11 protein-coding genes and 1 pseudogene are annotated in these 13,269 nt (G+C 66.0%); 9 read left to right on the top strand and 3 right to left on the bottom strand.

All coding sequences use genetic code 11. The features are described from left to right. Window positions 1-82 precede the first annotated feature (82 nt). Complete coding sequence (locus tag B1A87_RS16015) at window positions 83-2,137, bottom strand: glycoside hydrolase family 13 protein (protein WP_260680895.1); 2,055 nt, start codon at window positions 2,135-2,137, stop codon at window positions 83-85. 128 nt (window positions 2,138-2,265) lie between these two features. Here B1A87_RS16015 and B1A87_RS16010 point away from each other — a divergent pair, with 128 nt between their 5' ends. The 5 genes from B1A87_RS16010 (at window position 2,266) to B1A87_RS15990 (ending at window position 6,884) form a co-directional block, all read left to right on the top strand. Further along, window positions 2,266-3,555, top strand: coding sequence for an ABC transporter substrate-binding protein (locus tag B1A87_RS16010; RefSeq protein WP_078029160.1), 1,290 nt, complete (start codon window positions 2,266-2,268; stop codon window positions 3,553-3,555). A gap of 7 nt (window positions 3,556-3,562) precedes the next feature. Beyond that, window positions 3,563-4,600 carry a carbohydrate ABC transporter permease gene (locus B1A87_RS16005; protein ID WP_078029161.1) on the top strand — a complete coding sequence of 346 codons (1,038 nt, stop codon included), beginning with the start codon at window positions 3,563-3,565 and terminating at the stop codon, window positions 4,598-4,600. Then, on the top strand, window positions 4,597-5,487 hold the full coding sequence (locus B1A87_RS16000) for a carbohydrate ABC transporter permease (RefSeq protein ID WP_078029162.1): 891 nt from the start codon (window positions 4,597-4,599) through the stop codon (window positions 5,485-5,487). The genes B1A87_RS16005 and B1A87_RS16000 overlap by 4 nt, the downstream gene beginning before the upstream one ends. Then, window positions 5,484-5,750 (top strand): hypothetical protein, encoded by a 267-nt coding sequence (locus B1A87_RS15995; protein WP_078029163.1) that lies wholly within the window; start codon window positions 5,484-5,486, stop codon window positions 5,748-5,750. The genes B1A87_RS16000 and B1A87_RS15995 overlap by 4 nt, the downstream gene beginning before the upstream one ends. An 81-nt stretch (window positions 5,751-5,831) precedes the next feature. Beyond that, entirely contained in the window at window positions 5,832-6,884 is a 1,053-nt protein-coding gene (locus B1A87_RS15990) for a LacI family DNA-binding transcriptional regulator (RefSeq protein WP_078029164.1), read from the top strand. A gap of 92 nt (window positions 6,885-6,976) precedes the next feature. On the opposite strand, the gene B1A87_RS15985 is transcribed toward B1A87_RS15990, so the two are convergent. Beyond that, the gene (locus B1A87_RS15985) at window positions 6,977-7,876 is read right to left on the bottom strand and encodes a hypothetical protein (protein WP_078029165.1); all 900 of its coding nucleotides are present in this window, start codon (window positions 7,874-7,876) and stop codon (window positions 6,977-6,979) included. A 33-nt stretch (window positions 7,877-7,909) separates the two neighbouring features. Next, a complete protein-coding gene (locus B1A87_RS15980) occupies window positions 7,910-8,716 on the bottom strand; it encodes an exodeoxyribonuclease III (protein ID WP_078029166.1) in 807 nt (268 codons plus the stop codon). A 153-nt stretch (window positions 8,717-8,869) separates the two neighbouring features. Here B1A87_RS15980 and B1A87_RS15975 point away from each other — a divergent pair, with 153 nt between their 5' ends. From B1A87_RS15975 to B1A87_RS15960, 4 genes and pseudogenes are all read left to right on the top strand, one after another. Further along, window positions 8,870-10,369, top strand: coding sequence for a CoA-acylating methylmalonate-semialdehyde dehydrogenase (locus B1A87_RS15975; RefSeq protein ID WP_078029167.1), 1,500 nt, complete (start codon window positions 8,870-8,872; stop codon window positions 10,367-10,369). After that, window positions 10,369-11,472: an enoyl-CoA hydratase/isomerase family protein gene (locus tag B1A87_RS15970; protein ID WP_078029168.1), complete on the top strand. Its 1,104-nt coding sequence runs from the start codon at window positions 10,369-10,371 to the stop codon at window positions 11,470-11,472. The genes B1A87_RS15975 and B1A87_RS15970 overlap by 1 nt, the downstream gene beginning before the upstream one ends. Next, a pseudogene (mmsB, locus tag B1A87_RS15965) lies at window positions 11,465-12,449 on the top strand (3-hydroxyisobutyrate dehydrogenase). The gene B1A87_RS15970 and the pseudogene mmsB overlap by 8 nt, the downstream one beginning before the upstream one ends. Before the next feature lie 39 nt (window positions 12,450-12,488). Next, window positions 12,489-13,268 carry an enoyl-CoA hydratase gene (locus B1A87_RS15960; protein WP_078029170.1) on the top strand — a complete coding sequence of 260 codons (780 nt, stop codon included), beginning with the start codon at window positions 12,489-12,491 and terminating at the stop codon, window positions 13,266-13,268. Window position 13,269: the final 1 nt, after the last annotated feature.

The raw sequence follows: 13,269 nt of genomic DNA, 5'->3' as shown, positions 1-13,269 counted from the left end.
CGCTGCGTTCCTTTCGGGACGCAGCGCTCTTTAGTGCAGCGCTCTTTAGTTAAGGCGCGGAGCGCGGGGCTACCCCTGTCTCTTATACACATCTAGATGTGTATAAGAGACAGTGTTGGGGGCAATGACGGCAGCGTCGAGGGTTCCGCCTGCGGGTACTCCGGATGCCCGGACTCCAGTCTCCGCAGCGGCCGGGCGCGAGGCCAGCCGTCCGGCACCTGCCCCGACAACGGCCGGTTCTCTTATACACATCTAGATGTGTATAAGAGACAGGTTCGACGGCGGCCGGTCCGCCGGCGCCGGCCTCTGCGGCACTCGAAAGTTCCACCCGGTAACCGTCCGGCACGGGAGTCGGCTCCGTGCCCATGTTGGCGATCACCAGGATGTCACGGTTCTGGAAGGCCAGGACGCCTGTTTCGGGATCGTGCATGTCGGCCCAGCAGAAGGTGCCCGACCCCAGGCCGTGGCCCTTGCGCAGCGACAACGCCGAGCGGTACAGCTCCAGCGTTGAACCCTCGACGCCGTCCTGCCGGTCAGCGGCCAGTTCCCCGAACGAGTCGGGCTGCGGCAGCCACGGAGCCGCAGGCGGGCGGTGACCAGATCCGCCGTCGGACGCAACGCCGTCGGACGCAACGCCGGCTGTGTAGCCATCGGCGAAACCGTAGCCGGGCTCGCCGGACTTCCACGGCAGCGGCACCCGGCACCCGTCGCGCCCGCGCTCAATGCCGTTGGTGCGGAAGAACGTCGGGTCCTGGCGGGCCTCAGCCGGCAGCGTGGTGTGCTCCGGAAGGCCGAGCTCCTCGCCCTGGTACACGTAGGCCGAACCCGGAAGCGCCAGGGACACCAGAGTGGCTGCCCGGGCGCGGGCCAGGCCCAGGCCGGCGTCCGGCTGCTCGTCCTCCGCCGCAATGCCCTTCGGGAACGTGGTGGGGTCGGCCAGGCCGAAGCGGGTGGTGTGGCGCACGGTGTCGTGGTTGCTCAGGACCCAGGTTGACGGGGCAGCCACCGATGCGGCCGCTTCCAAGGAGTCTTCGATGGCCACCGCCATCCTCTGGGCGTCCCAGCCGGCCAGCAGGAAATCGAAGTTGAAGGCCTGCTGCATCTCGTCCTTGCGGATGTACCGCGCAAGGCGTTCCGCGGGTTCCACCCAGGCCTCGGCCACCAGCATCCGGTCACCGTCGTACCCGGCCAGCACCCGGTTCCAGTCGCGGTAGATCTCATGCACGCCGTCCTGGTCAAAGAAGGGCGACGGCGGGTACAGCGGTGACACCGGCTGGTGCCCGGCGTCGTCTGCAGACTGGTCTTCGCCGGGCCGATCCCGGGAATGGTGGGCCGTGTGCGGCTCCACCGCTTCGCTGTGCGCGCCGGGCGCATCCGGCCGGTGCCCGGCGTCGGCCGATCCCTCCACCATGGCGGCAACGCCGTCCCAGTCCGGAAGCCCGGCCTCCTTGACCATGCCATGGGCCACGTCCACGCGGAAGCCGTCGACCCCGCGGTCCAGCCAGAACCGCAGCACCGAGCGCATCTCCTCCTGGACTTCCGGGTTCTCCCAGTTCAGGTCGGGCTGCTTGGTATCGAAGAGGTGCAGGTACCAGTCGCCGGGAGATCCGTCTGGATTTGTGGTCCGGGTCCAGGCCGGGCCGCCGAAGATGGATTTCCAGTTGTTTGGCGCCAGGTTTCCGTCGCCGGAACCCGCCACCTGGTCCTTCCCCGGCCTGAACATGTAGCGCTCCCGCGCGGCCGAGCCGGGCGCCGCAGCCAGCGCCTCCTGGAACCAGGCGTGTTCATCAGAAGTGTGGTTCGGTACCAGGTCCACGATGACCTTCAGGCCCAGGCTGTGAGCTTGGCGCAACATGCCGTCGAAGTCCTCCAGCCTGCCAAACATGGGGTCCACCTGGCGGTAATCGGCGACGTCGTAGCCGGCATCCGCCTGGGGGGATTTGTAGAACGGCGACAGCCAGATCGCGTCCACACCGAGCTTCTGAAGGTACGGCAATCGCGCCGTCACGCCCAGGAGATCGCCCATTCCGTCCCCGTTGGCGTCGGCGAATGACCGGGGGTAGATCTGATAGACGACGGCGCTGGCCCACCACGCCGTGATGTCGGAACCGGGCGTTGCAGTAGGGCGGTGGGTCATAGTTGCCTCTCCGGTAACAATTAGGTGTAAACGCTTGCATTTCCCAGCGCAACGTTACTAGTGTGATGGTCACCACATCAACCGCACTATGTCTTTTTTCTTGTCACTCAGCGAGGAGTCTCCAGCCAATGAAAACCCCGAAGTTCTTACTCCCGGTAGCTACTGCCGGTATTCTCGCCCTGACGCTTTCCGCCTGTGGTGGCGGCGGCGGAGGCGGCGGTACCCAGGCTGGCGGCGGCGACGCTGCTGCCGGCCTTGATGGGCGTGGACCAATTACATACGTCCAGGGCAAGGACAACAGCAACGTGGTCCGGCCGCTGGTGGCCAAGTGGAACGCTGCGCACCCGAACGAGAAGGTCACCTTCAAGGAACAGACGGACCAGGCCGACCAGCAGCATGATGACATCGTGCAGCACTTCCAGGCCAAGGATGCCGGTTACGACGTCGTGGATGTTGACGTGGTTTGGACGGCCGAGTTCGCCGCCAAGGGCTGGCTGCAGCCGCTCAAGGACAAGATGGCAATTGACACAAGCGCCATGCTGAAGCCCACCGTTGACAGCGGCACGTACAAGGGGACGCTGTACGCCGCGCCGCAGACCTCCGACGGCGCCCTGCTGTACTACCGCAAGGACCTGGTGCCCACCCCGCCCAAGACCTGGGACGAGATGATGAGCATGTGCTCCATCGCCAAGAAAAACAACATCGGCTGCTACGCCGGCCAGTTCAGCAAGTATGAGGGCCTCACGGTCAACGCGTCCGAGGCCATCAACTCCGCCGGCGGATCGGTCCTGGACAAGGACGGCAAGCCCAGCCTGAACACCCCCGAGGCCAAGGCCGGCCTGGAAAACCTCGCCAAGGCATACGCCGACGGCAACATCCCCAAGGAAGGCATCACCTTCCAGGAGGAACTGAGCCGGCAGGCGTTCCAGAGCGGCAAGCTGCTCTTCCTGCGCAACTGGCCGTACGTCTACAACCTGGCAACTACTGAGGGTTCGTCCGCAGTGAAGGACAAGCTCGGCATCGCTCCGATCCCCGGCGCGAGCGGCCCCGGCGCCTCCTCGCTGGGCGGACACAACCTGGCTGTCAGCGTCTACTCCAAGAACAAGGCCACTGCCCTGGACTTCGTGAAGTTCATGACCTCGGAAGAATCCGAGAAGTTCTACGCAACCCAGGGTTCGCTGGCCCCCGTGCTGGGAGCGCTTTACACGGACAAGGACCTTGTGGCGAAGCTTCCGTACCTGCCGGTCCTGAAGACGTCCATTGAGAACGCCATTCCCCGCCCGGTCAGCCCGTTCTACCCGGCGGTAACCAAGGCCATCCAGGAGAACGCGTACTCAGCCATCAAGGGCGAGAAGCCCGTGGACACTGCACTGTCTGACATGCAGAAGTCCATCGAGTCCGCCGGTGCAGGATCGTAGGTCTGCCATGGCAACCGAAGTAGGCCCGACGCCGGTCAAGGCACCGGCGTCGGGCGGTACCCCGATTCACCACGGGCCCAAGGGTGTTGGTGAGGACAACAAGATCCTGAGCCAGGGCAGGTGGGCCTCTTGGCTCCTTGCCCCCACCATCATCGCGTTGGGCATTGTGATCGTTTACCCGATCATCAGCGCCATCGTGATGTCCTTCCAAAAGGACGCCGGGCTCGACCCGGCCACCGGCCTCTTCACCGCCGGCGGCCCTGCGGGTGTCCAGAACTACGTGAATTGGCTGGCGCAGCAGTGCGCTGCCCCGGCCGGCGGAACCGTCGCCTGCCCTCCGGGAACCCTGGGCGCCCAGTTCTGGTCGGCCACCGCCACCACGTTCTTCTTCACGGTGGTCACCGTTACGCTCGAGACGGTCCTGGGCTTCTGGATGGCCATGATCATGGCCCGGACCTTCAAGGGCCGCAGCCTGGTCCGCGCGGCAGTCCTTGTGCCGTGGGCCATCCCCACGGCCGTGACGGCCAAGCTCTGGTTCTTCATCTTCGCTTTCGAAGGCATCGCCAACAAACTGTTCAACACCACTATCCTGTGGACCGGCAGCGAGTGGCCGGCGAAGTGGGCAGTGATCATCGCCGACGTCTGGAAGACAACGCCATTCATGGCGCTGCTCATCCTCGCCGGCCTGCAGATGATTCCGGCCGAGGTCTACGAGGCGGCCAAGGTGGACGGCGCCACGGCCTGGCAGCGGTTCCGGATGATTACCCTGCCGCTGGTCAAGCCGGCGCTCATGGTGGCCATCCTGTTCCGCACGCTTGACGCGCTCCGCATGTTCGACCTGCCCTACATCCTCACGGGCGGTGCCAACAACACCACCACGCTGTCGATCCTGGTGATCAACCAGATCAGGCAAGGCTTCAACTCCGCCGCGGCGTTGTCGACCATCACCTTCATCATCATCTTTCTTGTCGCTTTCATTTTTGTCCGCTTCCTCGGAGCGAACGTTGTGGAGCAAAGCGGCGCCACCGGTAAGGGGAAGAAATGACCGCCGCGACAACCGAACTGCGCGCGCAGCAGGACAGGGGCAGGAAGGCATCCCAGAACCGGGAGAAATGGGCGCAGGGCCGCACTTACATCAGCGCGGCAGTCGTCCTGATCTGGTGCCTCGCCCCGGCGTACTGGATGGTGGTGACCGCCTTCCGCGACGTCGGCTTCACCTACGACACCTCCATCCTGCCCACGCACATCACGCTGGACAATTTCAATACCGCGTTCGACACATCGTTTGGTAACCGTTTCGGCCAAGCACTGCTCAACAGCGTGTTCATTGGCGGAGTTGTCACCTTGGTGTCACTGGTCATCGGCGTGTTCGCCGCCTACGCACTGGCCCGGCTGAACTTCAAGTTCAAGTATTTGGTGCTTGGCTTCATCCTGGGTGCTTCCATGTTCCCCGGCGTTGCCCTGATCACCCCGCTGTTCCAGCTGTTCACCAACATCGGCTGGATGGGCACCTACCAGGCGCTGATCATCCCGAACATCTCGTTTGTCCTGCCGCTGACCGTTTATACCATGACCTCCTTCTTCCGCGAAATGCCGTGGGAGCTGGAGGAGTCGGCCCGTGTGGACGGTTGCACGCAGGGCCAGGCGTTCCGGAAGGTGATCATGCCGCTGGCGGCTCCGGCCATCTTCACCACTGCGATCCTGGCGTTCATTTCCTCCTGGAATGAATTCCTGATCGCCAGCCAGCTGTCCAGCGATGCGACCCAGCCGGTGACGGTGGCCATCGCCAACTTCGCCGGGGCGCAGCCTAACCAGATTCCGTACACAGCCATCATGGCGGCGGGCACCATCGTCACCATTCCGCTCGTCATTCTGGTGCTGGTGTTCCAGCGCAAGATCGTGGCCGGCCTGACGGCAGGCGCAGTCAAGTGACCGACGGAGCAGCGCCGCGTGGCGGGAAGCCGGCAGCCGGGATCGGCCACAGGCGGGTCCGCTCCGGCGAGGACTTCGACATCATCATCGGATTCCTCGGTTTCTGGGCAGTGGTGCTGCTCGTCGTCACGGTATGGATGGAGGTCACCGCCCAGCCGGCACTCGGCTGGGCGCTGGGCCTGCTGGCCACGCTGCTGGCGCTGTACGGGATGATCAGGCTGCGCAGGCGCCTTCCCGCACGCACGGCCACGCGCCGCAGCTAAGCGCCGGCCAGATTAAAATGATTGCTTGCCGCCGGGAGAACGACATGGCGGAAAACTGTACAGGGGCTTTGAGGGGACACCGTGGCGCGCACAACTGACAGGGCACAGCGCGGCGGCCACTCGGGAGTCAGCATCGAGGACGTGGCAGCGGCGGCCGGAGTGTCCACGGCCACCGTGTCCCGGGCCGTGCGCGGCCTGCCGAGGGTTTCACCGGCCACCCGGGAAAAAATTCTTGAAGTGGCCGGTGCCCTCGGGTACGTGGCGTCGTCGTCGGCGTCTGGCCTGGCCACCGGCCGCACCAAGACCATCGGCGTGCTGGCGCCCTTTGTGAGCCGCTGGTTCTTCTCCAAAGCCATCGAGGGCGCGGACCGCGAACTGCACGCGCGGCAGTACAACCTGTCCCTGTTTAACCTGGGGGGCCACGGCAGCCACCGAGAGCGGCTCTTCAGCAAAACCATGGTCTACAAGCAGATCGACGCGCTGCTGGTCCTGTGTATGGCACTCACGCACGAGGAACTCGAACACCTGCAGAAGATCGAGATCCCCCTGGTGGTGGTGGGTGGGCACGTAGAGGAATGCGCCTACATCGGCATCGACGACTACGCCGCCGCTTCCACCGCCGTCAAGCACCTGATCGACCTCGGCCACCGCGATATTGCGCTGCTCCACGGGGACGACGAAACCGACCTAAACTTCGACGTTCCGCGCGTCCGCATCCTGGCGTTCCAGGACGTGATGACTGCGGCGGGACTTGAGGTCCGTCCGGAGTGGGACGAGTGGGGCGATTTCACCGTCCGCAGCGGCCAGGAGGCGTTCCGGCGGCTGTGGGGCCAGCCGGGAACCAAGCCGACCGCCATCTTCTGTGCCTCCGACGAAATGGCCATGGGGGTCATCTTCGAAGCGCACCGCGTGGGCGTCCGAATTCCCGAGGACCTGTCCGTGATAGGGATCGACGACCACGACTTCTCCGACGCCGTGGGCCTGACCACCGTGGGGCAGCGGCCCGACGAGCAGGCCGAACTGGCCACCAAAATGCTGCTGGACGAGCTGGTGGGGATGACCGGCTCCGTGCGCTCCGCCGTCGCGCCCCACACGCTCATCGTCAGGCGAACGACGGCGCCCCCGCGCGCCTAGCGGGCGGCAATTAGCCCGCGGGAATTAGCCCGCGACAATTACCCCGCGGCAAATTGGCGCGGCCAGTGACAGGCGGGAAGCGGAGCGCCTGGTCAGGAAGCGCGGGCCAGCTGGCGGATGGGGATCCAGCGCGAGGCGAGCCTGCGGTAGGCGGCGGCCGCGCCGGTCATGTCGCCCTCGGCGAGGCACTCGATCCCAAGCCGTACGTCCATGGGGGAGTCGTCCGGGTAGACCTTGTCCGCCACGGCTCCGTAGTCGAGTTCCACCATGGAATCCGCATGGAACAGCTCCAGCCATTCCGTGAGCTGGGTCAGGTCATCCAGCATGTCCAGGTCGGGCGCCGCCAAGGCCAGGTTTGCCACCGCGTAGCGCACCCGGTCCAGGGCCTCGGATATGGTCGCCCACACGCGGACGGTGAGAATCCTGCCGCCGGCCTCCACCACGTCCTGCGGGTCGGACTCCAGGAACAGCGAGAACCAGCTGAAGGGGATTCCCCACGTGGAAGCCCGGGTGTGCACGCGGGTAATGCCGTCGCGGGCGTTGACCTGGTCGATCCGCTCCTGGTGCCGGTCCCGCTGCTCCTCTGGAATCAGCAATTCGGCAAGGGGGCCGTGGATTCCTTCCATGAGCGCGTTGGCGGCCAGGCCGGCCCGCAGCACAAGCTGGCTGGGGCAATACAGCAGGGCGGCGCCGTCGGAGGTTTCCGCGCCGGACTCTTTCGCGGCGTCGCCGCCGGTGGAAATGCCCGGTGCCCGGGTGACGCGCACCAGATCGGTACGCCCTGTGGGGAACGGATCTCCGCCGGGCCGCGTGATCCGTCCCAGCGAGGCCAGCAGCTCGGCGTTTTCGACGGCGGCCCGGGAAACTGCCCGCTTCCCGGCGGCTTTGAGGGCAGCCCGCTGGTCCTCCGGGAAAGCCTCCAGCGGTTCATAGACCCGGAGCGTGGACGAGAACGGCAGCCCGGCCTGCCCCCGGTAAAGGCTTCCCGTCATGAGTGCCTGCCTGTCATCGGCGTTCAGTCCCCATCAGTCGGCCAGTTCCACGATCACGGGCGCGTGGTCCGAGGCGCCCTTGCCCTTACGTTCCTCGCGGTCGATCGAGGCTCCGGTGACACGGGCCGCAAGGGCAGGGGAGGCCAGGACGAAGTCGATCCGCATGCCTTCCTTCTTCGGGAAGCGCAGCTGCGTGTAGTCCCAGTAGGTGTAGACGCCGGGGCCGGGAGTGTGCGGCCGCACGACGTCGGAATAGCCGGCGGCCTCGAAAGCGTGGAACGCGGAGCGTTCGGGTTCACTCACGTGCGTCATGGCATTGGCACGGAAGAAGTCGATGTCCCAGACGTCGCCGTCCTGCGGCGCGATGTTCCAGTCGCCCATCAGGGCAATCTGCGCCTCGGGGTTTTCGGTGACCCAGCCGGCGGCGTGGTTCTTCAGGGACTCGAGCCACTCGAGCTTGTAGGGCATGTGTTCGTCGTCGAGCGAGCGGCCGTTGGGGACATACAGGCTCCAGACCCGGACGCCGCCGCACATGGCAGACATGGCGCGGGCCTCTTGGATGGGGTCCTTGCCCGCCTTGCCGAACACCGGCTGGTCCACAAAGGCGCGTTCCACGTCGTCGAGCCCCACCCGGGAGGCGATGGCCACGCCGTTCCACTGGCTGACGCCGTAATGCGCCACCTCGTAGCCCATCCGCTCGAACAACTCCCATGGAAAGTTGTCGTCCTTGCACTTCGTTTCCTGGATGGCGAGCACGTCGCAGTCACTGCGCTGCAGCCAGGCCTCCACACGGTCGGCGCGGGCACGGAGCGAGTTCACATTCCAGGTAGCAATCTTCACAGTTCCTAACTTACCCAACTTGGGCCGCGGGTGGATGGTGGGCGGCCGGGGTGGGGCTGCCGGCCCGGATCCCCGGACTCTGGAATTTAGTAGGAAGTCCGAGTATATTCAGCTCCAAGATGACCCGGGTCACATGCAAAGGAGCATTCCACCATGGTGCGCGAACTGTCCCACTACGTTGACGGCCGGAGGATGGAGGGCACCTCCGGAAGGTTCAGCGACGTCTATGACCCCTGCACCGGCGAGGTCCAGGCAAAACTCCCGCTGGCCAGTGCGGAGGAAGTCCGCAACATTATCTCCAGCGCGGAAAAGGCCCAGCTGGAGTGGGGTGCCATGAACCCGCAGCGCCGCGGGCGCATCCTGCTCAAGTTCGTGGACCTGGTGAACGAGAACCTGGACGAGCTGGCCCGGCTTCTCTCCTCTGAGCACGGCAAGACGGTTCCGGACGCCAAGGGGGACATCCAGCGCGGCATCGAGGTGGTGGAGTTCGCCGCCGGCGCCCCGCACCTGCTGAAGGGCGAGTTCTCGGACGACGCCGGTTCCGGCATTGACGTTCATTCCATGCGCCAGCCGCTGGGCGTGGTGGCGGGCATCACGCCGTTCAACTTCCCGGCCATGATCCCGCTCTGGAAGTCCGGCCCCGCACTGGCCGCGGGCAACGCCTTCATCCTTAAGCCCTCCGAACGGGATCCCTCCGTGCCCCTGCGCCTGGCCGAGCTCTTCACCGAGGCGGGCGTGCCGGACGGCGTGTTCAACGTGGTCAACGGGGACAAGGAAGCCGTGGATGCGCTGCTTGAGGATCCCCGCGTCAAGGCAATCGGCTTTGTGGGGTCCACGCCCATCGCCCAGTACATCTACGCCACGGCGGCTGCCCACGGCAAGCGGGCGCAGTGCTTCGGCGGCGCCAAAAACCACATGGTGATCATGCCGGACGCCGATCTCGACATGGCCGCGGACGCCCTGATCGGGGCCGGCTACGGCTCCGCCGGCGAACGCTGCATGGCCATCTCGGTGGCTGTTCCGGTGGGGGAGGACACCGCGGACAGGCTTGTCTCACGGCTCCGGGAACGGATCAAGGGACTTAAGGTAGGCCATAGCCTGGACAAGGACTCCGACTTCGGGCCCGTCGTGGCGGCCGCCGCGAAGGAGCGGATCGAGGGGTATATCCAGTCCGGCGTGGACGACGGCGCCACCCTCGTGACTGACGGCCGCGGCCTCACCGTGGACGGGTACGAGGGCGGCTTCTGGGTCGGCCCCACGCTCTTCGACAACGTCACCAAGGACATGAAGATCTACAAAGAGGAGATCTTCGGCCCCGTCCTGAGTGTCCTCCGGGCTTCCGACTACGACGAAGCCCTGCGGCTCTGCAGCGAGCACGAGTTCGGCAACGGCGTGGCCATCTTCACGCGCGACGGCGATGCCGCACGCGACTTCGCCAGCCGGGTGCAGGTGGGCATGGTGGGAATCAACGTTCCGATTCCGGTGCCCATCGCCTATTACACCTTCGGCGGCTGGAAGGCCTCCGGCTTCGGGGACCTCAACCAGCACGGCGCGGACGCCTTCCGCTTCTACACCAAGACCAAGACAGTGACCACCCGCTGGCCGTCGGGCATCCGCCAGGGCGCCAGCTTCATCATGCCGGAAGGAAGCTGATGACCGGAACATCCCCCGACGCCAGCCCCGCAGACGCAGTTCCCGAGGAAGCAACACCCGAAGAAGTGCTGTTCGAGCGGCGCGGCCACCTCGGCGTGGTGACGTTGAACCGGCCCAAGGCCGTCAACGCGCTCACCGCCGGGATGGTATCGGTAATGCTCGATCAGCTGTCCGCGTGGGCGGACGACGACGCCGTGGCGGCCGTCCTGGTGCAGGGTTCCGGTGAGCGCGGACTGTGTGCGGGCGGCGACATCGTGGCGATTTACCGGGACATGCTCGCGGGCGGGGACGAAACGGCCGGATTCTGGGAGGCCGAATACCGGCTTAATTCGCTCATTGCGCGCTACCCGAAGCCTTACGTGGCGTTCATGGACGGGCTGGTGCTGGGCGGCGGTGTGGGCATCTCGGCCCACGGTTCCGTCCGCATCGTCACCGAACGCACCCGGATGGGCATGCCCGAGACCACCATCGGATTCGTCCCCGACGTCGGCGGCACTCTGCTGCTCTCCCGCTCGCCGGGGGAGTCGGGCACCCATGCTGCACTGACGGGGGCGCACCTGAGCGGCGCCGATGCGGTGTTCCTGGGGCTCGCGGACCACTTCGTTCCGTCCCAACGGCTCGCCGACCTTGCGGCGGCGCTGGAAACCGAAACCGCGGAAGCCGCCGTCGGGCGCTTTTCCGGCCCGGCTCCCGCCTCGGGGCTGGAGGCGCAGCGGGACTGGATCGACGCCTGCTACGCCGCGGATGACGCCGAGGAGATCGTCCGCCGGCTGCGAGCGGCGGGCGGCGAGGCCGCGGAGGCTGCGGACACCATTGAGGCGAAATCGCCCACGGCCGTCAAGGTGGCTCTGGAATCGCTGCGCCGGGTCAGGGGGCTGAGCCTCGACGAAACGCTCGCCCAGGAGTACCGCGTGGGTCTGCACTGCCTGGCCGGCCCGGATTTCCGTGAGGGAATCCGTGCGCAGGTGGTGGACAAGGACCGCAACCCGAACTGGCGGCCGGCCACGCTCTCGGAAGTGCGCGCGGACGACGTCGAGAGGTACTTTGCGCCGTTGGGGGACAGGGAGCTGGTTCTTTTGGAGAAGGAGACGGGTCATGCCTGAGGATGCAACGCCGGACGTAGCCGCAGACGATTCCGCGGCCAGGAAGGAACACATCGCCTTCCTCGGGCTGGGCCACATGGGCGGACCCATGGTCGTCAACTTGGTCAAGGCTGGTTATCCGGTCACCGGGTACGACGTCGTGCCGGCGGCGGTCGAAGCCGCCCGGGAGCACGGCATACCCGTCGCCGCCAGCGCCAGCGAAGCCGTCGCCGGGGCCGACGTGGTGCTCACCATGTTCCCGAGCGGGCAGCATGTGCTCTGTCTCTTATACACATCTAGATGTGTATAAGAGACAGGCCGGCCCGGGCTGCTCGCCGCCGCCGCCCGACACCATGTTCCTGGACTGCTCCACCATCAACGTGGACGAGGCCAGGGAAGCGGCCAGGCTGTCTCTTATACACATCTAGATGTGTATAAGAGACAGCTCCGTGGACGCGCCGGTCTCCGGCGGCGTTGTCGGCGCGGAGGCCGGCACCCTGACGTTCATGGTGGGCGCACTGCCGGAGGACTTTGAGGCGGTGCGCCCCATGCTGGACGTGATGGGCAAGCGCGCAGTCCTCTGCGGGGAGCACGGCGCGGGCCAGGCGGCGAAGATCTGCAACAACCTCATCCTGGGCGTGTCCATGATCGCCGTGAGCGAGGCGTTCGTCCTGGGCGAGAAGCTGGGCCTGACGCATCAGGCGCTGTTCGACGTCGCCTCCGCGGCGTCCGGCCAGTGCTGGGCACTGACCACCAACTGCCCCGTGCCGGGACCTGTGCCCACCAGTCCGGCCAACCGGGACTATCAGCCCGGATTCGCCGGGGCCCTGATGGCGAAGGACCTGAAGCTGGCCCTAAATGCCGTCCAGAGCACAGGCGTGGCAGCCCGGATGGGCCCGCTGGCCTCCGAAATTTACGATGCCTTTGCCGCTGAGGGCGGCGCCGGGCGCGACTTTTCCGGCATCATCACCGACATCCGGGACAAGTCCGGAAAGTAGTCTTGGATTCAGGACCAACCAACCACGTGAGGAACACGGATGACGCACGAGTACGGGAACATTCTGGTGGAGCGCCGGGGGCGCGTCGGCCTCGTAACCCTGAACCGGCCCGAGGCACTGAACGCCCTCAACAAGGCGACCCTGGATGAGCTCGTCGCCGCGGTCACGGCCATGGACACGGATCCGGGCGTGGGCGCCGTGGTGATCGCGGGGTCGGGCAAGGCGTTCGCCGCCGGCGCCGACATCAAGGAAATGGCCTCCCAGGGCTACATGGAGATGTACGACGCCGATTGGTTCCGCGGGTGGGAGGACCTCACCCGGCTTCGTATTCCACTGATCGCCGCCGTGTCCGGCTTTGCCCTGGGCGGGGGCTGCGAACTGGCCATGATGTGCGATTTCATCATCGCCGGAGACAACGCCAAGTTCGGCCAGCCCGAAATCAACCTGGGGGTTCTTCCGGGGATGGGCGGCTCCCAGCGGCTCACCCGAGCCGTGGGAAAGGCCAAAGCCATGGACATGATCCTGACCGGCCGGTTCATCGACGCGGATGAGGCGGAGCGCTGCGGGCTGGTGGCCAGGGTGGTGCCGGCCGGGGACACGGTGGAGGAGGCCCTGAAGGCCGCCGAAGTGATCGCGTCCAAGTCCAAGCCTGCGGCCATGCTGGCCAAGGAGGCAGTCAACGCGGCCTTCGAGACCGGGCTGGCGCAGGGCGTGCTGTTCGAGCGCCGCCTGTTCCATTCGCTCTTCGCCACCGAGGACCAGAAGGAAGGCATGGCAGCTTTCACCGAGAAGCGCCAGCCGGAGTTCAGGCACCGGTGAG

The sequence above is a fragment of the Arthrobacter sp. KBS0703 genome, from assembly GCF_002008315.2.
Taxonomy (GTDB): domain Bacteria; phylum Actinomycetota; class Actinomycetes; order Actinomycetales; family Micrococcaceae; genus Arthrobacter.
Note: the sequence above shows the minus strand (reverse complement) of the source record. Positions and strands in the feature narration are given on the sequence as shown.

Coding starts and splice junctions, on each gene's coding strand:
- B1A87_RS16000 (WP_078029162.1), top strand. CDS start 4,597: ATGACCGCCGCGACAACCGAACTGCGCGCGCAGCAGGACAGGGGCAGG.
- B1A87_RS16005 (WP_078029161.1), top strand. CDS start 3,563: ATGGCAACCGAAGTAGGCCCGACGCCGGTCAAGGCACCGGCGTCGGGC.
- B1A87_RS15960 (WP_078029170.1), top strand. CDS start 12,489: ATGACGCACGAGTACGGGAACATTCTGGTGGAGCGCCGGGGGCGCGTC.
- B1A87_RS16010 (WP_078029160.1), top strand. CDS start 2,266: ATGAAAACCCCGAAGTTCTTACTCCCGGTAGCTACTGCCGGTATTCTC.
- B1A87_RS15970 (WP_078029168.1), top strand. CDS start 10,369: ATGACCGGAACATCCCCCGACGCCAGCCCCGCAGACGCAGTTCCCGAG.
- B1A87_RS16015 (WP_260680895.1), bottom strand. CDS start 2,137: ATGACCCACCGCCCTACTGCAACGCCCGGTTCCGACATCACGGCGTGG.
- B1A87_RS15975 (WP_078029167.1), top strand. CDS start 8,870: ATGGTGCGCGAACTGTCCCACTACGTTGACGGCCGGAGGATGGAGGGC.
- B1A87_RS15985 (WP_078029165.1), bottom strand. CDS start 7,876: ATGACGGGAAGCCTTTACCGGGGGCAGGCCGGGCTGCCGTTCTCGTCC.